The organism is Gordonia sp. w5E2 (assembly GCF_036540975.1).
Lineage (GTDB): Bacteria > Actinomycetota > Actinomycetes > Mycobacteriales > Mycobacteriaceae > Gordonia > Gordonia jacobaea.
Genome location: NZ_CP144213.1, coordinates 815,224 through 840,331 on the forward strand (window position 1 = coordinate 815,224; position 25,108 = coordinate 840,331).

Below are 25,108 nucleotides of genomic sequence, written 5' to 3' on the forward strand. Positions count from 1 at the left end.
TCCCGAAGGGACTATCCCATGGTGAATTCGGAAGAATCCGAAAGTCAGATCCGGCGAATCGGAGTCATCGATGATCACGATTCGGTGATCGAGGGCTTACGGGGTTTCTTCGCGGATACACGTGACCTGCAATTGGTTGTCGGCGCGCACACCGTCGAAGAACTCCTTGCTCAGCTCGGACCCGGCTCTCCCGACATGGGCGTCCCACTTGACCTGGTCGTTCTCGATCTCCGACTCGGTGACGGGTCGACGCCTGCGCGCAACATCGCCGAGTTATCGCAAGCCGGAGTAGCGACGCTCGTCTACACGTCAGGAGACGAACCCTATTTGGTTCGGGATGCGGCAGGTGCTGGAACTCTTGGCGTCGTCCGCAAGAACGCGACGAAGGCAGAGGTGTGCGCAGCGGTGCGTACGGCAGCGGCGGGGTCGACCGTTGTGTCGATGGATTGGGCGGCGGCGCTCGACTCAGACCCGCAATTCGTCGACCTTCCCACGCGACTGAGAGAAGTGTTGGAACTGTACGCCGCAGGCGGATCGGGGGCTCACGTCGCTCGGGTCATGGGGCTCTCTCCGGACACCGTCAACGAATACATCGAGCGCATTCGTAGCAAGTACCGCGAGGTGCATCGCGACGCTCCGACGAAGACGGACCTCTACAAAAGAGCCGTAGAAGACGGCTGGCTTCCTATGCCGCGTCGGAATCCGCCGAAATAGCCGCCTCCGATACGGCAATTGTGTCCCCAAATGATGGGGCTTTCCAGTGATCGCAGTAGTTGGAATCGTTTGCGGTGCGGGCGCGCGCCGCCCGCGTGTCGACTCTGCGCGGCCGACGCGAGGCTTCCCCATCACTGAGGAGTGACGATGACCGAGACCACCCGATGACCGAGACAACACGATGACCCAGGCCAGATGTAGCGGTTCGACTCGCAGGGTGCGGGCGGCGGTGGCGGGTGCGGGGATCGGTGCTGTGTTGTGGTGGGGAGGGCAGGCGACGATCTCCTCGGTTGCACAGGCCGCGCCCGCTGACTCCTCGGTATCGACAGAGGGGCCGACCGGCTCGTCGGACCCGACTGCCACACCATCGACTGCCACACCACCGGACGCACACTCGCAGGCCGCGCCCGCGGAGACACCGTCTTCGGATGCTGGTTCGCCGAGTCCTGGTTCTACTAGTCCTGGTTCCACTAGCCCTGGTTCCACTAGCCCTGGGTCGTCGGACGCTGGGTCGACGACGTCGCAGCCCATCGCGCCCCCCGCTACGCCGACCGAGACCGATCCGCCCGCGGACACGTCGACACCTTCACACGTCGACCAGCCGACAGGAGCGCCGTCTGCGCCGTCGATTCGCACAGTGACATCCGGTGCACCCTCAACGTCGGCCGCGGCGTCGTCGGGCGACAGCCCACACACCGCCACACCACGCAGCGACACCGCCACACCTCGCAGCGCTACCCCGGACAGTGCGGCGGTCGTCGAGATCCCGACTTCCCGCGTGGCGTCTCTGTCGGTCGTGAACCCGTTGGCCGGTACCGCTGCCGACGCGTCTGCGACGCAGGTGGTCGTCGGTTCGGGTCCCGCGCCGGTGACGACGTCGGGTGGGGTGCGAGTGGTGAATGCGCCGACGAAGTTCATTGCGACGCTGTTCAGCGTGCTGGGGTTCAATCCGCTTGTGGCGCATGACCCAAGCGCCCCCGCGCCGGCGCCTGCGCTGGTGTTCGCGTGGGCGGCGTGGCAGCAGGTCAATCGACGGTTCTTCAATTCGTATCCGACGGTGTCGCCCTCGACGCCGCTGGTGGATGCATCGACCGGTGTGGTCACCGGGTCACTCGGCGCCAGCGACCCCGACGGTGATGTGCTGACCTACACCGTCCTCACTCAACCCGAACACGGCACGGTGGTGATCAATCCGGACGGCACGTACACCTACACGCCCGACCCCGCATACGCTCATTCGCTCAGTGACACATCAAGTACCGCTACGACGACCGACTCGTTCGCCGTGTCGGTATCTGACGACACATCGTCGAATCCCGTTCACTCGCACTACTTGTCGGCGACCACAACGGCGGGTCAGACTGCCTCGGTCGTCGTGCCGATCACCCCGGAGAACCAGGCACCCACGTTGTCGGTGACCTCGAATGCGCCAACTGCCGGCACTATTCAATTGACCGACGCAAGTTGGCCCGCCGCGGTGACGGTGAGCTCGAACGGCAAGTACGCCTTTGTCGGCGACGTTCGTTGGAACAGGGTCGTGGTCGTCGACGCCGATCCAGCCAGCCCAACCTACAACCAGGTCGTCACGGAGGTGTCTTCCCATCGTGCGACGGGAGTGGCCGTCACGCCGGACGGCAAGACTCTCTACGTCGCCGATAGCTCGCCCTACATCATCGATAATGCGCTCAGGAAGTTTGTGAACGTGATCGACCTCGATCCGACGAGTTCGACCATGGGCACCGCCGTTGCGAGGATCGCCGTCCCAGACGTGCCCGTCGCCGTGACACTGAGCCCCGATGGCAACACGTTGTATACGAACACCCTCGACGGCGTCGTTGCCATCGACGTCAGGGGTGGCTCGACCCAGGGGACGGTGATCGCGACCTATCCGTCACGCCCATATGTCTATGGTGTGGCGGTCAGTCCGGACAACACACGTCTTTACCTGGCAATATCCGATTCCGTAACCAGTTCCGTCTGCATCATCGACATGGATCCCGCCAGCAGCACCTACCAACAGGAGATCGCCACGATCGACGCGATTGGGGTGACTGGCGCTGCAGTCAGCGGAGATGGCAAGCTCCTGTACGTCAGCCAAGAAACGGCACGAGTCGTCTCGGTCATCGACGTCGATCCGCAGAGCCCGACCTACCAGCAGGTTCTCGGGACGTACGCGGTGAGCGCGCAGCCGAACGGCGTCGCGCTCACCCCGGATGGCACGCGTCTCTACACCGCCAACTCCGATGCCACCCTGAGTGTGATCCCGACGGGCGTCGTGACCGGAACTGCGCACGGCTCGGACGCTGACGGAGACACACTGGCCTATTCGGTCAGTGGTCAGCCGGCCCACGGCGCGGTGGTCATCGATCCGACGACTGGCACATGGACCTATAGCCCCGACACTCCGGGCTCGACCAACCCTGACAGCTTCGTGATCACGGTCGACGACGGCCACGGCGGCATTGCATCGCAGGCGATCACGATCAACGCCCCCGCGGTCTCGGTGTGATCGGCCGATTCGCCCAGCGAATGTCGTCCGCTCGAAGGGATTCGTGTCCTTGTGGACATCGGATCGTGGACAGGCCCCAATGTGTGACACACTAGAAGTCGGGTCGTCGAACTGACGGCTCAGCAAAACAGGAAGAGAAATTGCATGACTCAGGGCACCGTCAAATGGTTCAACGGCGAGAAGGGCTTCGGCTTCATTGCTCCCGATGACCAGAGCCAGGACGTGTTCGTTCACTACTCCGCCATCACGGGCAGCGGCTTCCGCAGCCTCGAGGAGCAGCAGCGCGTCGAGTTCGACGTCGAACAGGGCGCCAAAGGACTTCAGGCCACCAACGTGACCGCTCTCTGATTTACATCAGACACAGGTAAAAAGCCCCGACGATGTCGTCGGGGCTTTTTCGTGCACGCTGGTTTTATCAGACCGGCTGTTCGGTGAACTCGTCGTCACGGTTGCGCCAATGATGCCACGCGACGATCCCGGCGGAGATCGCGAGTAGCGCTCCGGTCGCGGCGAACAGGTAGCCGGCCCAGACGTCGAACACCTCTGAGGCGATCACTCCGCCGACAACCGCCACCGCCGCGACGGCCAGCGATCGGCCGACATTCTGCGATCGCCAATCGAGGCGATTACGACCGGTGGTGATCAGGCTGATGGGGCTGCGTCGAAGCACCTCGACCACGAAGATGGTTGCCGCAACGGTGGCCGCGTAGGCAAAGATCACGCGCGGAACACCGGGCCACGACGCCGGTGCGATGGTGGGCAGCAGCGCGCTCAGCGCGAGGGGATGCGCGAGGTAGATCCCGAACGATCTGTCCGACGCCGTGCGGAGAATCTTGTCGGGGACCGACCCCGGTGTTCGACGCTGCTGCCAGATGGTGCCCAGGCAGTACAACATCATGATGATCGCGATGAATGCGTAGACGTTGTGTGGCAGGAACACGTTGGTGGCGCGCGCGACGCTCGTGCCGGTCGACGTGATGTGCAGGTAGTACGCGAGCGTGGCGCCGATGGTCGCGACACACGCCGCGAGAAGTGCCCAGCGCCAACGGATCACGAACGCCTGGAACGCCTCGTAGTGCATGGCAGCGACACATCCCGCGAGGATGAAGAACTGATACGGGAAAATCGTGATGACCAGGTGCGTCCAGATCACGCCGCCGACGCCGTCGGCAAATATGTCGAGCGGCGGACGGACCATGAGGTACATCAACGTCACCTGGATCGCGAAGCTCACGATCAACTGGTAACGGTGAAAACCCCACGTGCGCTTGAGGATCGCGAGGATGAGCGGGAAGAACAGGTAGATCTGCATGCTCACCGACAAGAAGTACAGGTGATACATCGCGTTGCCGGTGATGAGGTCGTAGCCGATGCTCTTGGCTGCGGTCACCATCGAATGTTGATCGGCGACAATGCCTTTCAACGTCTCCAGGCCGCCGATACGGTATCGCCCGTACAGCCAGTAGAACAGTGTCCACGTCACGAAGGGCAGACCGATGAGCTTGAATCGACGGCGCCAGAAGCTGATCGGTTCGAGGCTGCGGTTTCGGTACTGATACGTCAGCACAAAGCCGGTGAGCGCGAAGAAGCCATATCGGGTGTAGCGAAGAAAGACCTCGACGGAGCCTGCGGCAACACTTGTCGCGGCGGTGATGCCGATCATGACGTGATCGAGGATCACGCCTCCGAAGGTCACGAGCCGGACCAGATCGATCTGATACAGGTGCTTGTCGCGGCGGGGTTTTTCGTTCAGCGACGGTTTCTCGGTCAGCGACGGCGTTTCGGCCAGCACCGTTGTGTCTGCTTTGTCGCTTTCGGGGGAGCCTTCGGGTTCTGGCAGTCGCGGCGTCGTCTGCTGGCTTACGATTGCTCACCCTCCGTTAACCCGGCGACCAGAGATCATGAGTCGCCCTAAATGGTGTGTTGCATCGAGGAACGGTACTCCCCGATCCTGTGATTCTTGCTGTGAGACAGCTGTCGGGCCTAATCGACGTCCGGTTTGCGCCGAATCGGGTAATTGCTGGTCAGCGGGTGCGCCGCCACACCGCGAGCCCGATTGCCGCGGCGACGAAGCACGACGCCGCACCAACGGCGAGCCCCGTGCGCGCCCCGGCCACCTGGGTGATCGCACCGATCAACGGTCCGCCGATCGGTGTCGACCCCATGAAGGCGACCGACCACAGTGCCATCACCCGACCGCGCATCTGCGGGCGTGAGTTGAGCTGAAGCGTCGCGTTGCCCGTCGACATGAACGAGACGCTGAGCCAGCCGACGAAAAACAGCGCCACGATCGCCAGCCACAAGCTGGGTGCTGCCGCTGTCACCGCGATGGTGATGCCGAATCCGGTCGCGGTCACGATCAGCGTGCGCAGGCCTGTGGTGCCGCGTGCGGCGACGATGAGGCCGCCGACGACCGCGCCGACCCCCATCGACGACGTCATGAATCCGAAAGCCTGCGGTCCGCCGTCGAAGACGTCACGGGCGGCAACGGGGAGCGATACCTGGAACTCGTATGCGAGCGTGCCGACGAGCGCCATCATGACCAGCGGAACCCACAGGATGGGTTTGCTCCGGACGTAGCGCAGGCCCTCACGGAGCTGTCCCTTGGCGCGGGGGACGGGAATCTCGTGGGAGATCTCCGAGGTTCGCATCGCGACGAGTGAGACCACGACCGCGACGAAGCTCGTCGCATTGATGACGAAGCACCATCCGGCGCCCACGGCTGCGAGTAGAACGCCCGCCACCGCGGGACCGATCGCTCGCGCGGCGTTCACCATGACGGAGTTCAGGGTAACCGCGTTGCGGATCAACGATTCGCCGACGATCTGGTGGATGAAGGCCTGTCGCGCCGGATTCTCGAATGCGTTGTTGAGCCCGAGGAGTAGCGCGAGGATCGCGATCTGCCACACCTCGATCCAGCCGCCGAGTGTGAGGATCGCCAGCACCAGCGCGAGCACACCCATGATCGACTGCAGAAAGATCATGAGCAGACGCCGGTCGACGCGGTCGGCGATCACGCCCGCATACGGCCCGATGATCAGGATCGGTAGCGCCTGCAGAGCGACGATCAGACCGAGGATCGACGACGACCCGCTGAGCGTGAGCACCAGCCAGGCCTGCGCCGTGGCCTGCATCCACGTCCCGATCAGCGAGACCGCCTGACCGCCGAAGTAGAGGCGGTAGTTGTGTACCGACAGTGACGCGAAGACCCCGGTCGACTGCGCGGGTAGCGGCGACGTCGGGGCGGTCAACGCTGCGCGCGATTGAGCCGCCAGACGTCTGTCGACAACTTCGTCGCGAAGCCGCACCACAGCGGGTACGGCGTCAGCGCGGCCCCCGCGCCCGGCGAGACCTTGGCCGTGCGCCGCGCGAGGTCGGCGCTGCTCGCGGTCAGTGCCAACGCGGTGATCGCCGACGCTCCGAGTCGGTGCGCGCCGAAGAACAGCCAGCTCCAGCCGGCGTTGAGCACCAGATTGGTCCCGAGCGCTGCGATGTACTTCTTCGCCTCGGCGGCGTCGTGTTCGTTCAGTTCGTCGATGCTGATCGCCGATGTCACCGCGATGTCGGCATAGAGTGCGGTCCACACGATCGGGAATGCGAGATCGGGTGGCACATACGACGGCTTGTTCAGTTTCGGGTACCACGACTGCAGTGCCGAGCGAGACGCGATGCTGCCGACGGCTGCCGCTGCTGCGGTACCCAGGCCCGTGGCGAGAAGTGTTGTCAGACGCACTCCATCGACGTTACCGCCGCGCCCAACTCAATAGACTATATTGTTTGCCATGAGTGCCGACGTTCCCGCACGCACCCGCAGGCGTCGGCCACGACTGTCCGACGAGGCGGCCGAGCATGTGCGCGAGCTGATCGTCTCCGGTCAACTCGAGCCTGGACAGTTCATCCGTCCGGAGACGATGGCGGCCGAACTGGACATCTCTGCGACACCGATGCGTGAGGGACTGCTGACCCTGCAGAGCGAGGGCTTGCTGCGCGTCGAACCGCGCCGCGGCTTCATGGTTTCTCCGTTGAGCGCCAACGACATCGAGGATGTCTTCGTCGGGCAATCGCTTCTCGCAGGCGAATTGGCCGCGCGCGCCACCTCACGGATGTCCGACGACGATCTCGACGCGCTTGAGAAGATCCAGGCGGATCTCGAACATGCCGCTGACACAGCAGATTACGACGAAGTGGAACGACTCAACCATGTGTTCCACCGGTCGATCTACTCTGCCGCCGGCTCTCCGAAGCTCTCGTGGATGATCAAGGGATCGCTCAACTATGCGCCGCGTCGGTTCTTCGCCTCGGTCGACGGGTGGCCGCAGGCGTCGGCCGCCGACCATCGGGCGATCATCGCGGGGTTGCGTGCTCGCGACGGCGAGGCCGCTCGGGCGGCGATGGTCGACCACATCAGGAACGCGGGACACCTCCTCGCCGCACAGCGTTGACGAGGGCGTTGCCGGCGACTTACGGATTATGTGCAATCCGCCTAGGATAAGGGCATGGCGGGTGAGGGTGAGACGAGTGTCGAGGTCGCAACCCGCCTGTTCGACCTGTTGACCGACGCGCTCGAACGCAGAACCCGAGACCTGAGTATCGCCGGCTCGTCGACGCTGTTCAGTTTGTGGCGCTGGGGGCCGCGGCGCGCAACGAGCCTCGCCCTACTCGAGGGTCTCAACCAGCCTGCCATGACCGCGCTCATAGCCTCGCTCGAACGCTCGGGAATGGTCGAGCGCCGTCCAGATCCGGCCGACGGGCGGGCGTCGCTCATCGCGATCACCGATTCGGGTACCGCCTACATCGAGGAGCGAGTGCGTGAGCACGTCGAAGCCCTCGCAGTGGGAATCGACGGAATGTCGGAGCGTCGGAGGTCTGAATTGTTCTCGGCGACAGACGCTCTCGCTGAACTCGCCGATCGACTCCGCGCCGACGGCTAGTCCGCTAGTCGTCGAGAAAAGTCATCACCAGCGGACTGGCCTCTGCACGACACTCGTCGAAATAGGCGTGCCGGGCGCCGTCGAAGACGTGCGTCCTGGCGTCAGGAATGGCCGACGCCAGGATCTCGGCGTTGACGACCGGTGCAAATCGGTCGTCGGAGCCGTGGAGGATGAGGGTTGGCGCGGTGATCTCCGGCAGGTGGTCCCATGCATCGTGAGAGTCGCTGGCGCGCAAGTGTTGTCGGCGTGCGCGTAACGTCATCGTCGGGTCACCGAGAACTGTGTACGGCCCGGGGTTGGCCGACTGCCATTCGGGCGTGTACATCAGGTCGGTCATGACCTGCGTGGCATCCGGGCCGGCCAGGGCGCGACGGACCGACGAATCCCGTTCGCGCGCATGGCTTCCTCCGGGAGTCGTGCAGCCGAGAACGAGTCTGCGGACGCGATGGGGCGCGGAGATGGCGATCCACTGCGCGGTGCGCCCGCCCATGGATGTGCCGTAGACGTCGAATCGGCCGATTGACAACGCATCGAGCACCGACAGCGCATCCTGCGCGAATAACTGCGTGCTGTAGTCGCCGTCGGGGGAATCGCTTGCGCCGGTGCCGCGATAGTCGAAGGTGACGGTGGTGCGGTGGCGCGCGAAGTCGTTGCGGGTGCGGTCCCACCAGTGATGGTTGTTGGACTGACCGGGTAGGAGGAGCAACACCGGTCCGCTCCCGCGTACCTGGACGGCCAGGCGGGTGCCGTCGGACGCACGGGCGGTCTCGTGATACTCCTGCACGGGAACCATTCTGACAGCACCGCTGGTCATGACCGGACCGCGGCGAGGATCTGCTGCGCGCGTGCGACGACGGGCGGATCGACCATGTGGCCGTCGACGGCGACAGCCGACCCGTCGGCACGCGTGGCGTCGACGATCCGCCGTGCCCACGCGACCTGATCATCGGTCGGTGCGAGGCTGTCGTGCACCGCAGCGACTTGGCTCGGGTGGATGCAGAGCTTGCCGCGCAAACCGATTCGCGCGGCGTATCCCACATCGTCTGTGAGCTGCTCGGTGTCGCGCAGCGCCGTCGTGACCCCGTCGACGGGCGAAGCGACGCGCGCCGCAGCCGACGCGAGAACCAGCGTCGACCTCGCGTTCAGTAGCGCCTCGCGATCGTCGGGGTCGACGCCGAGTTCGGCCGCGAAATCGATGGTGCCGAAGGCGACGCGTGCGACGCCGGGTGTCGCGGCGATCCGAGGGGCGTTGAGCACACCGACCGCGGTCTCGATCAGCGGGATGACCGGAGCCTCTGTTGCCGCGGCGACCTTCCAAACGATCTCCGGCGATTCGGCTTTGGCGATCATGGCCGCTGTCCCGACCGCGCTGTGTGTGCCCACCGTGCTGTGTGTGCTTACCGCGCCGAGCATGGCGACGTCGTCGTCGAACCATGTCGTGTCTGCGCCGTTGATCCGGACAACTGCGGGGTGTCCGGCCGACAACCACTGGGCAACATCGGATCTCGCGGCATCCTTGTCGTCGGGCGCCACCGCATCCTCGAGGTCGATCACGACGACGTCGGCGCCTGCCGCCTCGGCCTTCGCGAAGCGATCGGGGCGGTTTCCGGGAACGAACAGGAAGGTCCTGGCAGCACGGATGAGGTCGACGTTCATTCGAGCGCACCCTGCCCGGTGACGTGCACCGTGTCGATACCGCTGACGATCTTCAGCTCGATGTCATCGCCGTCTCCCGATGGCCGGCCTTCGAGGCGGAATGCGTCGCCGAGGAACAGGGGCTTGCGTAGTCGAAAGTCGAAGCTGCGCAACGATTGCCCTGACCTCGCCCGCACCAGCTCGGCCAGGTAGGTCGCGAGAAGTGGGCCGTGGACCACGAGGTCGGGATAGCCCTCGACCTGCGTCACGTAGGGCTGGTCGTAGTGGATGCGGTGTGCGTTCGACGTGAGCGCCGAGTAGCGGAACAGCAGGGGAGCGCTGGGCGTCGGCTCCGCGGTCCACGCGGCGTCCGTCCGACCGAGCTCCTCCACCTCGCGCTCAAACGGACGTGACGATCCGGAGTCGCTGCGGTACACCAGGTCCTGATCCTCGACGAGGGCCGTCCGGTCGTCTTGGATGTACTCCGACCGCACGGTGACGAACAGCATGTCGCCTGTGCGGCCGTGCTTTTCGGTGACCGCGTGCAGGCTCGTCCGTTTCTGTGTGGGCGTACCGAGGCGGAGCGGTTCGGCGATCCGGATCGACGACCCGGCGAACATGCGTCGTCGGTCGGGGATCGGTGGGAGGAAGTGGCCATCCGTCGGATGTCCGTCGGGGCCGAGTTCACCGGTGGGGGGCCACTCGGAGAAGTAGACCCACTGCCAGGTCATCGGGAGTTGTGAACCCGCGCTGAATGTTTCGTCCAGGTCGAGGGTGGCCGCCAGGCGTGATGCCTGTGCGGGATCGAGAGCGTCGGCCTCGACGACGGGCTGCGGTGCCCAGTTCTCGACGTAGCTGCTCAACGTGGTGGTCGCGGTGTCGGTCACGAGGTGCCTCCCTGTGCGGTACCGGTCTTCTGTGTGGGTGCACCGAGCACGCCCGACGAGAGGAGTGCGTCGATGTCGTCGTCGGATGCGCCCAGTTCGCGGGCGATGGCGATGCTGTCGGCGCCGAGCGCCGGAACCGGGTCCATTCGCGCTTCGTCACCGAAACCGATGGGCGGCAACAGAGCTCGTATCGGTCCGCGCTCGGTGTCGACGCTGCGCCAGCGGTCACGGCCCGCCAGAACCGGATGGTCGAGGAACTCCGAGACGGTGTTGACGCCGCCGAAGGCTATCTTCGCCTGCTTGAGTCGGGCGGTCAGTTCGTCCGTTGTCATCCTGCCGAAATGCTCGGTCACCGCGGCGTCGACGGCCTCGCGATTGGTCACCCGCAACGTGTTCGATGCGAACCGTGGATCGACGGCGAGAGCGGCGTCGTCGAAGACGTTCTCGCACAGCCGTTGCCACTCCGGTTCGTTCTGAATGGCGAGGAGAAAGATGTGTCCGTCCGCGGCGGGGTACGGGCCGTACGGCGAGATGGTGGCGTGCGCGGCGCCGAAGCGTCCCGGTTGTCTGCCCGCGCCCTGAGTGAAGTGGGCCGGCTGGCCCATCCACTCGCTCAATGCCTCGAACAGCGAAACCTCGAGGGTGGCGCCCTCGCCGGTCACCTGGCGCTGATAGAGCGCCGCGAGCACTCCGGAGAATCCGTACATCCCGGCGGCGATGTCGGCGATGGAGACACCGACCTTTGCGACGTCGTCGGGAGTTCCGGTCATCGACACCAGACCCGTTTCGCATTGCACCAGAAGGTCATACGCCTTGCGATCAGCCCACGGTCCGGTGCTGCCCCAGCCGGTGATGGAGAGCACGATCTTGCGCGGATCGCGCGCCCGCACCTCGTCGGCTCCGAGCCCGAGTCGTTGCGCGGCACCCGGCCCGAGGTTCTGGACGATCACGTCGGCGCGATCGGCCAACTCGTGCAGCATCTTTGCACCCGACTCCGATTTCACGTCGAGTGCAACGGACTCCTTGGAGCGGTTGAGCCACACGAAGTAGCTGGCAAGACCGTCGACGGATTCGTCGTAGGCGCGGGCGAAGTCGCCCGTACCGGGACGTTCGATCTTGATCACACGCGCGCCGAGATCGGCGAGCTGTCGAGTCGCAAACGGTGCTGCGACAGCGTGTTCGAGCGACAGGACCGTCACTCCGGACAGGGGGAGCATGCTCTCACCTCCGCGGTGATATTCGGGTGTGGTGATCAGATCAGATGTCGAGTCCGCCGCGTTTCACGAGTTGCTTCGCGATGACGTTCTGCTGGATCTCGTTGGTGCCCTCGCCGACGATCATCAGCGGTGCGTCACGGAAGTAGCGCTCGACGTCGTATTCGGTGGAGTAGCCGTAGCCGCCGTGGATGCGAACGGCGTCGAGCGCGATCTCCATCGCGGTCTCCGAGCAGAAGAGCTTGGCCATTCCGGCCTCCATGTCGGCGCGTTGTCCGGTGCCGACGCGGTCGGCGGCGTCGAACAGCAGGCTGCGGGCCGCGGCGAGCTTTGTTCCCATGGTGGCGAGCATGTTGCCGACGGCCTGGTGCTTCCAGATCGGCACCCCGAAGCTCTCGCGGTCCTGTGCATAGCTCAGCGCGTCGTCGAATGCTGCTCGCGCGACACCCGTGGCGCGTGCGGCGACCTGGATGCGGCCGACCTCGAGGCCCTTCATCATCTGGGCGAAGCCCTTGCCTTCTGAGCCGCCGAGCACGGCGTCGGCGGGCACGCGCGCGTCGGTGAAATTCAGTTCGCAGCTCTCGACGCCCTTGTAACCGAGCTTCGGCAGGTCCTTGGACACCTCGAAGCCGGGCACCTTCTCGACGAGGAGGATCGAGACGCCGGCGTGCGCGGGCTGGGCCTTGGGGTCGGTCTTGCAGAGCAGTGCGACCAGGTCGGACTTGCGGGCATTGGAGATCCACGTCTTCGAGCCGTTGATCACGTACTCGTCGCCCTCACGGATAGCGCTGGTGCGCATGGCCTGCAGGTCCGAGCCGCCGCCGGGTTCGGTCAGCGCCATCGTTGCGCGGATCTCGCCGGTTGCCATGCGCGGCAGGTACTTCTCCTTCTGCTCCTCGGTGCCGAAGGTCAGGAGAAGCTTTGCGACGACGGTGTGCCCGCCCATCGCGCCCGCGAGACTCATCCAGCCGCGGGCGAGTTCTTCGGTCACCCGCGCGTAGCACGGCATGGAGACCTGGGCGAAACCGTACGGCTCGGGGATGGCAAGCCCGTAGATGCCCATCTCCTTCATCTGCTCGATGAGGTCCTCGGGGTAGGTGTTCGAGTGCTCCAACTCCCGCACCACCGGGCGTACCTGCTTGTCGACGAAGTCGCGAACGGTCTTGATGATGGCTTCTTCTTCGACGCTCAGCGTGCTGGTCATGGGAACTCCTTCAAACGGTGTCTATTAAAAATAGTCTATAGAGTTTGCGGGGAATTGTCACCACCTTCTACGTCCAGGGGGGGGCGACACGCTCGGCGTATGCCGTGGTCACAACTGCCTAACGACGCCCCTGAGCATTTGGCGACGCTCGGCGCGCGGCAGTAACATTTGAGGCTGTTGTTATTGGTGTGACTAAAGGGGCTGATGGTGCGACTTCGTGGAGTTCGGTGTGCGACGGCTCTGACCGCGCTCGCGGCTGTGATCGTCGGCGCTGCCACGATGAGCGGAGTTGCCGCAGCCGACCCGACGCCCGTTCCGCCCCCGTCCAGCATTCAGACCGTCGTCCATGACTCGCCGCTGCAGTCGACGCTGATCGTCTACTCGGCATCGATGAACAGGGCAATCCCCGTCACGGTGCTGCATCCGAAGGACACCAGTAAGCCGGTGCCCACCCTCTATCTGCTCAATGGCGCAGGCGGAGGCGAGGATTCGGCGACATGGGCAGCCAAGACGTCGTACGCGCAGTTCTTCGCCGACAAGAACGTCAACGTGGTCACCCCGATCGGCGGTGCATTCTCGTATTACACCGACTGGCAGCGCGACGACCCGGTTCTCGGCCGCAACAAGTGGCAGACGTTCCTGACCAAGGAACTACCGCCGCTCATCGACAAGGAGTTCAAGACCACCAAGGCCAACGCGATCGCCGGCATCTCGATGGCCGGTACGTCGGTGCTCAATCTTGCGATCGCAGAGCCCAAGCTCTACAAGGCCGTCGCAGCCTACAGCGGGTGTGCACGAACCAGTGATCCGCTTGGGCTGCAATACATTCGGATGGTCGTCGGCGATCGCGGACGCGGAAACATCGTGAACATGTGGGGCGTGCCCGGCGGCCCGGGGTGGCGGGCGAACGATCCTTATCTGAACGCGGCCAAGCTGCGCGGTACCAAGGTCTACATGACCAGCGGCACGGGGCTGCCCGGCCAGTACGATCGGCTCGACTCGCCACTGATCAACGGTGACCCGGTCACTCTCGCCAACCAGGTCCTGCTCGGTGGGGTCATCGAGGCGGCCGTCAACAACTGCACCCAGCAGATGGTTGCGCGTATGAGGCAGCTGAACGTGCCCAACAAGGTTCTGACCCGATCGGGCGGGACGCACTCCTGGGCATACTGGGAACAGGATCTCCACGACACCTGGCCGATGATCGAGGCCGATCTCAACGCCAAGCCCGCACCGGCCGCAAAGGCTGCGCCGAAGAAGTAGGGTTTGCTCTAACGCCGGGCACGCGGCCCGGCCGTCGACTCTCCGCTCGGCCGCTCTTCCACGCAGAGTTCGCACGTCTCGCGGTCTTCTCATGCTCGCGGTCTTGTCACACTGCCCTTCTCACACCTCGCCGCCTCGTCAGGTGAGCAGACTGTGACGGCGAGGTCACGCGCAGAAAACTTCCTGCAACAGGCGCTTCCTATGGTCATAGACACATCACGTCGCGCCGCCGTTGTCGCGACACCTCAGCCCATTGCAGGAAGCGGCATCAACATGAGTTACACCTACACCCGTAAACACCACATCACCGGATGGGACCCGGAGGACCGGCAAGCCTGGGATGCGGGCGGCGCAGAGATCGCCAAGCGCAACCTCGTCTGGTCGATCATCTGCGAGCACATCGGCTTCTCCATCTGGTCGCTGTTCTCGGTGATGGTGCTCTTCATGTCGCCGGAGTACGGCATCAGCCTCGACCAGAAGTTCGCCATCACGGCAACGGCCACTCTCGTCGGTGCGTGCCTCCGTATTCCCTACACCACGGCGACCGCCAAGTTCGGCGGCCGTAACTGGGCGATCTTCTCCGCGGTGGTCCTGCTGATCCCGACCACCCTGGTGTTGATACTGATGCTGAATCCGGGCAAGTTCGGATTCGGTTGGTTCCTCTTTGCCGCGGCGCTCACCGGCCTCGGCGGCGGCAACTTCGCGTCGTCGATGACCAACATCAACGCGTTCTTCCCGCACCGCCTCAAGGGCTGGGCACTGGGACTCAACGCGGGCGGCGGCAACATCGGTGTCCCGGTGATCCAGTTGATCGGGCTGTTGGTCATCTGGTTGGCGTCCGACAAGCCGGAGATCGTGTGCGCCATCTACCTCGTCGCTCTCGCGTTCGCCGCGATCGGTGCCGCGCTCTACATGGACAACCTCGACCACCAGACCTCGAGCTATCGCTCCATGGTCGATTGCCTGAAGTACCGCGACACGTGGTTGATCTCGCTTCTCTACATCGGCACGTTCGGCTCGTTCATCGGCTTCAGCTTTGCCTTCTCGCAGGTGCTGCAGATCAGCTTCAAGTCGTCCGGCGTCGGTAATGCCGCACTCGCCGCAGCCCAGATTGCTTGGATCGGACCGCTTCTCGGTTCCATCGCCCGTCCGTTCGGCGGCAAGCTCGCCGACCGCTTCGGCGGTGGCCGCATCACCTTCCTGTGCTTCCTCGCGATGATCGCATCGGCGTCGGTCCTGGTGATCTCCGGAATGGCCGCCGACGCACACGCCCATCACAAGATCGGTACCGCTCAGCTGATCGGCTTCATCGTCGGATTCATCCTGCTGTTCCTGATCTCGGGCATCGCCAATGGTTCGGTCTACAAGATCATTCCGACCGTCTTCGAACACAAGTCGCGCAACCTCACCGGCCTCGACACCATGGGCCGCGTGATCTGGTCACGCAAGATGTCCGGTGCACTCATCGGCATCGCGGGTGCGGTCGGTGCGCTCGGCGGCGTCGCCATCAACCTGGTTCTGCGTTCGAGCTACAAGGCCAATCAGTCTGCGACGGTTGCCTTCTGGGTGTTCCTCGGCTTCTACGTGGTCGCTGCGATCATCACCTGGATCTTCTACGCCCGCCGCGAGATCGTGCTGGAGGAGCGGGAGACCACCGACATCGCGGTCGACCCGCCCGTCGCCGACGACGCGCCTTCGGCCACGGTCCCGGCAGCGGAACCGGCGAAGTGACCCGCGAGATGGATTCGGCACCAACGATGGATACACAAACCTGTGTGGTCGTCGGCCACGGAATGGTCGGACACCGATTCGTTCAGGAACTGCGCGAACGCGACACCGCGAACCGATACCGGGTGATCGTGTTGAGCGAAGAACCGGTCGCTGCCTACGACCGTGTCGGGTTGTCGAGCTACGTCGGATCGTGGGACCCCGCGTCGATGTCGCTGCCCGACAACACCTATGCCGGAGACGGCCTCGTCGAGCTCCGGTTGGGCGAGTCGGCCACGACGATCGACCGCGATCAACGTCGGATCATCACTTCGTCGGGCAACGAGATCGACTACGACGCAGTCGTTCTCGCCACCGGATCGTATCCGTTCGTGCCGCCTGTCGAGGGCAAGGACAATCCGCGGAGCTTCGTGTACCGCACGCTCGCCGACCTCGACGCGATCCGCGCGATCGCCGAGGCCGCGGAGCCGGGTGCGCCGGGAGTCGTTGTCGGCGGCGGACTGCTCGGACTCGAGGCGGCCAACGCCCTGCGACTGCTCGGAATGACGCCGCACGTCGTCGAATTCGCGCCCCGACTGATGCCACTTCAGGTCGACGACGGCGGCGGAGCTTTGCTGGCATCGCTCGTCGGTGAGCTCGGTCTGCACGTGCACACAGGCGTGTCCACGACGGCCATCGCCGACGGAGACGACGAACTCCTCGCCGTCACACTGTCGGACGGGACCGTCCTCGACGCCGCGCTCGTGGTGTTCTCCGCGGGAGTCCGCCCGCAGGACGCGATCGGTCGGCAGGCCGGGCTCGACGTCGGTGAGCGCGGCGGAATCATCACCGATACCGGATGTCGCACAAGCGATTCGGCGATCTGGGCGATCGGTGAGGTCGCCGCGGTCGAGGGTCGGTGCTACGGGCTCGTCGCTCCCGGCTACACGATGGCCGAGATCGCCGCGGACGGCATCCTCGGCGTCGAGGACACCCTGTTTCCCGGCGCCGACATGTCGACGAAGCTCAAGCTACTCGGCGTCGACGTCGCGAGCTTCGGAGACGCCATGGGTGTCACCGAGAACGCACTCGAGATCGTCTACTCCGATCCCGTCGCGGGCACCTACAAGAAGCTCGTGCTCTCCGACGACGCGTCGACCCTGCTCGGCGGCATCCTCGTCGGCGACGCCGATGCGTACGCGATGCTGAAACCGATGGTGGGACGCGAGATTCCGGGCGATCCGTCGTCGTTGATCGCGCCCGCGGCAGGCGAGGGCGGCGGCATCGGATTGTCCGCACTGCCCGACGACGCCGAGATCTGTTCGTGCAACGGCGTTTCCAAGGGATCGATCTGCTCGGCCATCGCCGAGGGCGCATGCTCGGTCGCCGACATCAAGGGCTGCACGTCGGCGGGTACGACGTGTGGTGGCTGCGTGCCGTCGATCACCAGGCTGCTCGCCGACTCGGGCGTCGAGTTGTCCAAGGCCCTGTGTGCGCACTTCGCGCAGTCGCGTGCCGAACTGTTCTCGATCGTCGCCGCAACCGGAATCCGCACCTTCTCCGAGCTGATCGCCCGCTTCGGGACCGGCAGTGGGTGCGAGATCTGCAAGCCGACCGTCGCGTCGATCCTGGCCTCGACGTCGAGCGATCACATCCTCGACGGCGAGCAGGCCGCGCTGCAAGACACGAACGACCACTTCCTGGCCAATCTGCAGAAGAACGGCACCTACTCGGTCGTTCCGCGGATGCCCGGTGGCGAGGTGACCGCCGACCAACTGATCACGATCGGTCAGATCGCGAAGGATTTCGGCCTGTACACCAAGGTCACCGGTGGTCAGCGCATCGACATGTTCGGTGCGCGCGTCGAGCAGCTTCCCGAGATCTGGCGCCGACTCGTCGACGCCGGGATGGAGTCCGGCCACGCCTACGGCAAGAGCTTGCGGACTGTGAAGAGCTGCGTCGGTTCGAGCTGGTGTCGCTACGGCGTGCAGGATTCGGTGGCAATGGCGGTCCGCCTCGAACATCGCTATCGCGGGTTACGTTCACCACACAAGATCAAGCTCGGCGTGTCAGGGTGTGCCCGCGAATGCGCGGAGGCGCGCGGCAAAGACGTCGGCGTGATCGCGACCGAGAATGGATGGAACCTCTACGTCGGCGGAAACGGCGGCCAGAGTCCCACGCACGCAAAGCTTCTCGCGTCCGGACTCGACGACGAGACGCTGGTGCGCTACATCGACCGCTACCTGATGTTCTACGTCAGGACCGCCGACAGGTTGCAGCGCACCGCGCCGTGGCAGGAGAGCTTCGACGGAGGGCTCGATCGGTTGCGGCAAATCGTGTGTGACGACATCCTTGGTATCGGAGGCGACCTCGAGGATGCGGTCGCCAGGCACGTTGACGGCTACCGCGACGAATGGGCCGCAGTGCTCGACGATGAGGACAAGCTGCGTCGCTTCGTGTCCTTCGTCAACGCCCCGGAGACTCCCGACCCGACCATCGCCTTCGACGACTCGTCGGGCCGCAAGGTCCCGGTGCTGCTCGGCACGCCCACACGACTCAAGGAGACAGCATCATGACCGCGTTGGACGACGCTCCGCAGTCGGCGGGCGACACCACTGTTGCGACCGTGAGTACCTGGGTGCCGGTGTGCACGCTCGACCAGTTGACTGTCGGCCGCGGTGTTGCGGCGCTCGTCGGCACCACACAGGTCGCGGTGTTCCGCCTGTCCGACGGCGCGGACACACTGCGCGTCGTTGACAACATCGATCCCTTCGGCCGCGCCGCCGTGATGTCGCGCGGGCTGATCGGCGATCGAAATGGTGAGCCCACCGTCGCATCACCCCTGCTCAAGCAGGTGTTTTCGCTCGAATCCGGCGCGTGTCTCGATGACGAGTCGCAGGCGCTGCGGACGTACCCGGTGCGGGTTGTCGATGGAATGGTCGAGGTCGGGATCATCGAGACCAGCGACACCCGATGACACCCTCCGACCCACCCACGGTCACGGCGAATCCGGACAAGACCCTGACCGGCTTCACCATCGGCATCACGGCGGCGCGGCGAGCCGACGAGTTCGCCGCGCTGCTCACACGTCGTGGCGCCGAGGTCATCCATGCCCCTGCCATCCGCATCATCCCGCTCATCGACGACGACGAGCTCGAGCGTGCCACCGAATCCATTCTCAAGGAACCGCCAGACGTCATGGTGGCGACCACAGGAATCGGATTCCGCGGCTGGGTGGAGGCGGCCGACGGGTGGGGACTCGCCGACGACCTGGTGGACACGCTCGGTGGCGTGCGCCTGCTCGCGAGAGGCCCCAAGGCCAAGGGGGCCATTCGCGCGGCGGGTCTGCGTGAACAGTGGTCGCCGCCTAGCGAGTCGTCGAGCGAGCTGATCCGTGAGCTACTCGACGAGGGAGTCGCGGGTCTGCGGGTGGCAGTACAGCTCCACGGCGCGACGACGAGCTGGGAGCCGCTACCCGACCTGTGCGACGTGCTCCGCGAGGCGGGCGCGGAGGTCGTCCCGGTGCCGGTCTACCGCTGGACTCCGCCGGACGACACCGACCCGATGGCCCGGATGATCGACGCTGTCATCAACCGCGACCTCGACGCCGTGACGTTCACCAGCGCACCAGCGGTGGCGTCGATGCTCGGTCAAGCGCATCGCACCGGTGCGCTTGAACCGTTGCTGCACGCCATGCGCACCGTGGTACCCGCGATGTGCGTCGGCAACGTGACGGCGGGGCCGCTGCACGCGCTTCAGGTTCCCACGGTCCAGCCCGCCCGGTTTCGTCTCGGAGCGCTCGTCAGACTCATCGCCGAGGAACTACCGCGTCGCGCGAGCGTGCTCCGCGTCGCGGGGCACGACCTGAGCCTGCGCGCGTCGGGCGTGGTGGTCGACGGCTGCTTCCAATCGGTGACGGGCTCGAGTATGGCGCTGCTGCGCGTGCTGCATCGTGTTCCGGGACAAGTCATTTCGCGCAAAGCGATGCTCGACGAACTTCCCGGCGGTGGCACTGATACGCACGCCGTCGAGATGGCGGTCACCAGACTGCGCTCGGCGTTGGGCGATTCCAAAATGATCCAGACGGTGGTCAAGCGTGGATACCGCTTGGCCGTCGACCTCGAATACGACGAGAACGATTCCGATGACGCCTGAACACTTCGCTGCCACCGCGCCGCAACCCATCCTCGTGGCTCACGGCACCCGCTCGGTTGCGGGAGTCGCGACCATCGCACGCATTGCCGAACTCGTGGGGGAGCGCGTCGGAACGACGCGCGTCGCATTCGTCGACGTCCTCGGTCCCTCGCCGTCGGAGCTACTCAGGCAGACCCCGGGGCCTGCGCTGATCGTGCCCGCTTTTCTGGCCGCGGGATACCACGTCCGACGCGACATCCCGGAGCACATCGAGGCCAGCGGCCATCAGAGCGTCGCCCTGTGCGACAACATGGGCCCCGACCCGATGCTCGCGGTGCTGATGCTCGAGCGACTGCGCGCCGCCGGCTGGCGGCGCGGTGACGCCGTGGTCATGGCCGCCGCCGGATCCTCGGATGCGCTCGCGCTGGCCGACGTCGAGACCGCAGCTGGTCAGCTCGGCGAGCTGATCGACGACGACGTTCCGGTCGGCTACGTCACCACCGCGACACCACGCGTCCCCGACGTGGTGTCGGCCACGCGTGGGTCGCGGCGGCGTCGGGTCTTCATCGCCGCCTACCTGTTGGCGCCAGGACTGTTTCACGCCCGCTTGAGCGAGTACGGCGCCGACGGCGTTGCTGCCCCGATCGGCGCGGACCCGCGGGTGGCGGATCTGATCGTCGCGCGGCTCACCACCACGGGCCGGGGCGACTCACAGTCGCGACTAGCGCGTGTGAGAACCATGTGATCGACCGGTAACGCGCATTCATGGCATCGGAAACAATCGGCTCCAACCATGGAGTCATGCCCGCGACCTCCACCGTCGACTCGCTCTGTGCTTACTGCGGGGTGGGGTGCGGGATGGTGCTGCACGTGTCGACGCCCGACGGCGCAGGACTTCCGTTGGTCACCAAGACCACCGGACGTAAGGATCATCCGACGAACTTCGGCCGGTTGTGCACCAAGGGGTCGACCACGTCGGACATGCTTGCCGCTCCGGGACGGATGGAAAAGGCGTCGATCCGGACTAGCCGTGACACCGACCGGGAGTCGGTCGGAATCGACGAGGCGATCTCTTTTGCCGCACGTCGGATGCGGGCGATAGCCGACGAGCACGGCCCGGATTCGGTTGCGGTGTACGTGTCGGGCCAGATGTCGACCGAGGCGCAGTACCTGTCGAACAAGTTCACCAAGGGCTATCTGCGCGGCATCAACATCGAATCCAACTCGCGACTGTGCATGGCCAGCGCGGGCACCGGCTACAAGCAGTCCCTCGGCGCCGACGGCCCACCCGGCTCCTATCAGGACTTCGAGCACGCCGACCTGTTCTTCGTCATCGGCTCCAACATGGCCGACTGCCATCCGATCCTGTTCCTACGCATGATGGAACGGGTCAAGGCAGGCGCGAAACTGGTCGTGATCGATCCACGACGCACCGCCACCGCGGCCAAGGCCGACCTCTACCTGCAGGTCAAACCCGGCACCGACCTCGCCCTGCTGAACGGTCTGCTGCACCTGCTGATCGAGGCCGACGACGTCGACCACTCCTTCGTCGAGACCTACACCGAGGGTTTCGATGCGACCAAGGAGTTCGTCTCCGAGTACACGCCCGGTGTCGTCAGCGAGACCACCGGCATCCCCGAGGCCGACATCCGCGCGGCCGCACAGTGGATCGGTGAGTCCACGAACTGGATGAGTTGCTGGACAATGGGACTCAACCAGTCCATCCACGGAACCTGGCACACCAACGCGCTGATCAATCTGCACCTGGTCACCGGCGCGATCTGCCGCCTCGGCAGTGGTCCCTTCTCGCTCACCGGACAGCCCAACGCGATGGGCGGACGCGAAATGGGTTATATGGGGCCGGGTTTGCCCGGCCAGCGGGCGGTGATCTCCGAGGCCGACCGTGACTTCTGCGAGGACACCTGGGGTGTGCCACGCGGTACGCTGCGCAGTGAGGTCGGGACCGGCACCATCGACATGTTCGACCAGATGGCCGACGGCAAGATCAAGGCCTGCTGGATCATCTGCACCAATCCCATTGCCAGCGTGTCCAATCGATCGCGTGTCATCGAAGCACTGCAACGCTGTGAGCTGGTGGTGGTGCAGGATGTGTTCGCCGAGAACGAGACCCTGCCCTACGCCGACGTCGCACTGCCCGCCACTCTGTGGACCGAGTCCGACGGGGTGATGATCAACTCCGAACGCAACCTCACCCTCTTCCAGCCGGCCGTCGCGCCACCCGGCGATGCGCTGCCCGACTGGCAACTGATCTGCCGGATCGCCACCGAGATGGGATACGGCGAAGGATTCTCCTTCGGTTCGGCCGAAGAGGTGTTCGAGGAGATCAAGCGGTTCTGGAATCCCAAGACCGGCTGGGACATTCGCGGTGCCAGCTATGCGCGGCTCCGCGAGACCCCGCTGCAGTGGCCGTGCCCGCCCGACGACGACGCCGACCGCCACCCCATCCGCTATCTCAACGACGGCCGTAGCCAGACCAAGGTGGTGCGCGCCGACGGCACCACACCGGAGTTCGTCTTCCCCACCCCGAGCGGGCGGGCGATCTTCCACGCCCGACCATGTCTGCCGCCCGCCGAGATGCCCGACGACGAGTTCCCCCTCGTCCTCAACACCGGCCGGCTGCCGCACCAGTGGCACACCATGACCAAGACCGGGCGGGTGGCCAAGCTCAACAAACTCAACCCGTCACCGTTCGTCGAGATCCACCCTGACGATGCGGCCGCTCTCGATGTGGCCGAGGGGGATTCGGTGCGCGTGCGATCACGGCGCGGTGCCGCGGTGCTGCCTGCCGTCCTCACCGACCGCGTACGCCCCGGCAACTGCTTCGCACCGTTTCACTGGAGCGACATGTTCGGTGCGGACGTCACCATCAATGCCGTCACCAACGACGCCGTCGACCCGGCGTCGTTGCAACCGGAGTTCAAGGTGAGTGCCGTGGCGTTGGAGAAGGTCGCCGCAGCGCCGACCGCTGATACACCCGCACCGGCCCATGCCCGCACCGATGTCCCGGCGTCATCTCTCGCTGTGACACTGGGACTTTCGGCCGTTGCTCCGCCCGCGCTGTCGGCCACCGAACAGGCCTATGTGGCCGGAGTGCTCGCCGGGCTGCAGAGCGAGGCGTCGATTGCAGGCGTACCGCTGTTGCCGCCCGAGGCACCGCTGTCCGAACAGAATCGCGCCTGGGTGAATGGTGTTCTCGCCGGGGCATTCTCACGATCCACGTCCACCGCGGACGGGCCGCAGGCAGCAGCGCCGGAGGACGCGGCGCTCGCGCCGACCGTCGAGGTGCTCTGGGCATCGCAGACCGGTACCGTCGAGGACTACGCGCCGACCGTCGCACAATCGCTGGCGGCGCAGGGCTATTCGGCCGCAACCAAAACCCTCGACGAGGCCGGACTCGCTGCCCTCACCCCGGAGAGCACGGTGCTGATCGTCACCTCCACCACCGGAGACGGCGATCCCCCGGACAACGCCACATCCTTCTGGGACCAACTTTCCGGCGACGATGCGCCACCGCTGAGCGGCGTGCGGTACGGGGTGCTGGCCTTCGGCGATCCCAGCTACGACGAATTCTGCGGTTTCGGACGCAAACTCGACGACCGGCTGGCCGAACTGGGGGCCACGCGTCTTCTCGACCGGGTCGACTGCGAACCCGATTTCGAGTCGACGGCGCAGGGCTGGCTCGACGCCGTATCCGGTGAACTGGCCACGGCGCTGCCGTCGGCGAGCGCCCCCGCGGAAGCCCCGCCGGTGCCGGACGCGCCGATCTCCTACGGCCGTAAGAACCCGCTGGTGACCTCGCTGGTCCGGAACACCCGCCTCAGTGGCGACGGATCGGCAAAGGACGTGCGGCAGTTCGGGTTCGCGCTGCCCGAGAACACTCTGACCTACGATGCGGGCGATGCCCTCGGGGTGTGGCCGCGCAACAGTCCACCACTGGTCGAGGCGTTCCTGGAGACCTCCGGACTCGACGCCGACACGGTGGTCACCGTCGGCGGCGAGGACATGCCGTTGGCCAGCGCCCTGCGTGAACGCCTCGAGATCGCGAAGATCAGCCCCGGTGTCCTCGAATTCGTCTGCGACCGGGCAGCATCGGCGGATCTGCGGTCGATGCTGGCGCCGGAGAACAAATCCGACCTAGACGACTGGCTGTGGGGCAGGCAGATCGCCGACCTGCTCACCACGTTCCCGATGCGTGCATCGGCGGCCGACTGGTTGTCGACGCTGGCGCCGATGACACCCCGGCAGTACTCGATCTCGTCGAGTCCGCTGGAGAGTCCCGACGAGGTCCAGTTGACGGTGTCGGCAGTGCGCTACAACCTGCACGGCGTCCCGCGTCACGGCGTCTGCTCGACCTACCTCGCCGACCACGCCGCCGACGACGACATTCGAATCTGGGTGCAGCGCAATGCCGGCTTCTCGCCGCCCGAGGATCCGGACGCCCCGATGATCATGGTCGGCCCGGGTACCGGAATCGCACCATTCCGCGGGTTCCTGCATCATCGTCGGCTACTGGGTCATCGTGGGCCGAACTGGTTGTTCTTCGGTGAGCAGCACGCGGCCACCGACTTCTACTACCGCGACGAACTCGAGACGATGCTCGCCGACGGGTCGTTGGACCGGCTCGACGTCGCATTCTCCCGCGATCAGAAGTCGAAAGTCTATGTGCAGGACCGGATGATCGAGCACGGTGAACAGCTCTGGCGATGGCTGTCCGACGGCGCGCACTTCTATGTGTGCGGTGACCGGATGCGGATGGCCCGCGATGTCGACGACGCGCTGACCCGGGTCGTCGCCGAACACGGTAAGTTGTCCGGCCCCAGTGCCGAGGCATATGTGAAAGCCCTTGCCGCCGATAAACGTTACGTGCGTGACGTCTACTGAAAGGTGAC

20 protein-coding genes are annotated in these 25,108 nt (G+C 65.2%); 12 read left to right on the plus strand and 8 right to left on the minus strand.

Going from position 1 to position 25,108, the window contains the following annotated elements; all coding sequences use genetic code 11:
- The first annotated feature begins 18 nt into the window (after positions 1 to 18).
- From RND64_RS03670 to RND64_RS03680, 3 genes are all read left to right on the plus strand, one after another.
- A complete protein-coding gene (locus RND64_RS03670; protein WP_049697692.1) occupies positions 19 to 714 on the plus strand; it encodes a response regulator transcription factor in 696 nt (231 codons plus the stop codon).
- Positions 715 to 1,351: 637 nt separating this feature from the next.
- Positions 1,352 to 3,223 carry an Ig-like domain-containing protein gene (locus RND64_RS03675; RefSeq protein WP_049697693.1) on the plus strand — a complete coding sequence of 624 codons (1,872 nt, stop codon included), beginning with the start codon at positions 1,352 to 1,354 and terminating at the stop codon, positions 3,221 to 3,223.
- 144 nt (positions 3,224 to 3,367) lie between these two features.
- On the plus strand, positions 3,368 to 3,571 hold the full coding sequence (locus RND64_RS03680; RefSeq protein WP_005207466.1) for a cold-shock protein: 204 nt from the start codon (positions 3,368 to 3,370) through the stop codon (positions 3,569 to 3,571).
- A 67-nt stretch (positions 3,572 to 3,638) separates the two neighbouring features.
- Here RND64_RS03680 and RND64_RS03685 read toward each other — a convergent pair whose 3' ends face one another.
- The 3 genes from RND64_RS03685 to RND64_RS03695 form a co-directional block, all read right to left on the minus strand.
- Positions 3,639 to 5,015 carry an acyltransferase gene (locus tag RND64_RS03685; RefSeq protein WP_049697694.1) on the minus strand — a complete coding sequence of 459 codons (1,377 nt, stop codon included), beginning with the start codon at positions 5,013 to 5,015 and terminating at the stop codon, positions 3,639 to 3,641.
- Between the two features lie 232 nt (positions 5,016 to 5,247).
- Positions 5,248 to 6,474 (minus strand): MFS transporter, encoded by a 1,227-nt coding sequence (locus tag RND64_RS03690; RefSeq protein ID WP_049697695.1) that lies wholly within the window; start codon positions 6,472 to 6,474, stop codon positions 5,248 to 5,250.
- On the minus strand, positions 6,471 to 6,956 hold the full coding sequence (locus RND64_RS03695) for a TspO/MBR family protein (RefSeq protein WP_049697696.1): 486 nt from the start codon (positions 6,954 to 6,956) through the stop codon (positions 6,471 to 6,473). Before RND64_RS03695 ends, RND64_RS03690 begins: the two co-directional genes overlap by 4 nt.
- 49 nt (positions 6,957 to 7,005) lie before the next feature.
- On the opposite strand from RND64_RS03695, the gene RND64_RS03700 reads away from it, so the two are divergent.
- Entirely contained in the window at positions 7,006 to 7,665 is a 660-nt protein-coding gene (locus RND64_RS03700) for a GntR family transcriptional regulator (protein WP_049698039.1), read from the plus strand.
- Between the two features lie 54 nt (positions 7,666 to 7,719).
- Positions 7,720 to 8,154, plus strand: coding sequence for a MarR family winged helix-turn-helix transcriptional regulator (locus tag RND64_RS03705; RefSeq protein ID WP_049697697.1), 435 nt, complete (start codon positions 7,720 to 7,722; stop codon positions 8,152 to 8,154).
- 4 nt (positions 8,155 to 8,158) lie between these two features.
- Here RND64_RS03705 and RND64_RS03710 read toward each other — a convergent pair whose 3' ends face one another.
- Genes RND64_RS03710 through RND64_RS03730 form a run of 5 tightly spaced genes read right to left on the minus strand, consistent with a single transcriptional unit; the run spans position 8,159 to position 13,094 of the window.
- On the minus strand, positions 8,159 to 8,968 hold the full coding sequence (locus RND64_RS03710) for an alpha/beta fold hydrolase (protein WP_049697698.1): 810 nt from the start codon (positions 8,966 to 8,968) through the stop codon (positions 8,159 to 8,161).
- Positions 8,965 to 9,810, minus strand: coding sequence for an HpcH/HpaI aldolase/citrate lyase family protein (locus RND64_RS03715; protein ID WP_049697699.1), 846 nt, complete (start codon positions 9,808 to 9,810; stop codon positions 8,965 to 8,967). Before RND64_RS03715 ends, RND64_RS03710 begins: the two co-directional genes overlap by 4 nt.
- Positions 9,807 to 10,676, minus strand: a complete 870-nt coding sequence (locus RND64_RS03720) for an FAS1-like dehydratase domain-containing protein (protein WP_049697700.1) — start codon at positions 10,674 to 10,676, stop codon at positions 9,807 to 9,809. Before RND64_RS03720 ends, RND64_RS03715 begins: the two co-directional genes overlap by 4 nt.
- Positions 10,673 to 11,893, minus strand: a complete 1,221-nt coding sequence (locus RND64_RS03725; protein ID WP_049697701.1) for a CaiB/BaiF CoA transferase family protein — start codon at positions 11,891 to 11,893, stop codon at positions 10,673 to 10,675. The genes RND64_RS03720 and RND64_RS03725 overlap by 4 nt, the downstream gene beginning before the upstream one ends.
- A 40-nt stretch (positions 11,894 to 11,933) precedes the next feature.
- Positions 11,934 to 13,094, minus strand: a complete 1,161-nt coding sequence (locus tag RND64_RS03730) for an acyl-CoA dehydrogenase family protein (RefSeq protein WP_049697702.1) — start codon at positions 13,092 to 13,094, stop codon at positions 11,934 to 11,936.
- 204 nt (positions 13,095 to 13,298) lie between these two features.
- Here RND64_RS03730 and RND64_RS03735 point away from each other — a divergent pair, with 204 nt between their 5' ends.
- From RND64_RS03735 to RND64_RS03765, 7 genes are all read left to right on the plus strand, one after another.
- Positions 13,299 to 14,357, plus strand: a complete 1,059-nt coding sequence (locus RND64_RS03735; RefSeq protein WP_049697703.1) for an alpha/beta hydrolase — start codon at positions 13,299 to 13,301, stop codon at positions 14,355 to 14,357.
- 273 nt (positions 14,358 to 14,630) lie between these two features.
- Complete coding sequence (locus RND64_RS03740) at positions 14,631 to 16,088, plus strand: nitrate/nitrite transporter (RefSeq protein WP_049697704.1); 1,458 nt, start codon at positions 14,631 to 14,633, stop codon at positions 16,086 to 16,088.
- Positions 16,089 to 16,096: 8 nt separating this feature from the next.
- Complete coding sequence (gene nirB / locus RND64_RS03745; protein ID WP_049697705.1) at positions 16,097 to 18,640, plus strand: nitrite reductase large subunit NirB; 2,544 nt, start codon at positions 16,097 to 16,099, stop codon at positions 18,638 to 18,640.
- Complete coding sequence (gene nirD, locus RND64_RS03750) at positions 18,637 to 19,041, plus strand: nitrite reductase small subunit NirD (RefSeq protein WP_049697706.1); 405 nt, start codon at positions 18,637 to 18,639, stop codon at positions 19,039 to 19,041. Before nirB ends, nirD begins: the two co-directional genes overlap by 4 nt.
- Positions 19,038 to 20,219: a uroporphyrinogen-III synthase gene (locus RND64_RS03755; protein WP_049697707.1), complete on the plus strand. Its 1,182-nt coding sequence runs from the start codon at positions 19,038 to 19,040 to the stop codon at positions 20,217 to 20,219. Before nirD ends, RND64_RS03755 begins: the two co-directional genes overlap by 4 nt.
- The gene (locus RND64_RS03760; protein WP_049697708.1) at positions 20,209 to 20,943 is read left to right on the plus strand and encodes a sirohydrochlorin chelatase; all 735 of its coding nucleotides are present in this window, start codon (positions 20,209 to 20,211) and stop codon (positions 20,941 to 20,943) included. Before RND64_RS03755 ends, RND64_RS03760 begins: the two co-directional genes overlap by 11 nt.
- A 56-nt stretch (positions 20,944 to 20,999) precedes the next feature.
- Positions 21,000 to 25,100 carry a bifunctional nitrate reductase/sulfite reductase flavoprotein subunit alpha gene (locus RND64_RS03765; RefSeq protein ID WP_235434291.1) on the plus strand — a complete coding sequence of 1,367 codons (4,101 nt, stop codon included), beginning with the start codon at positions 21,000 to 21,002 and terminating at the stop codon, positions 25,098 to 25,100.
- Positions 25,101 to 25,108 lie beyond the last annotated feature (8 nt).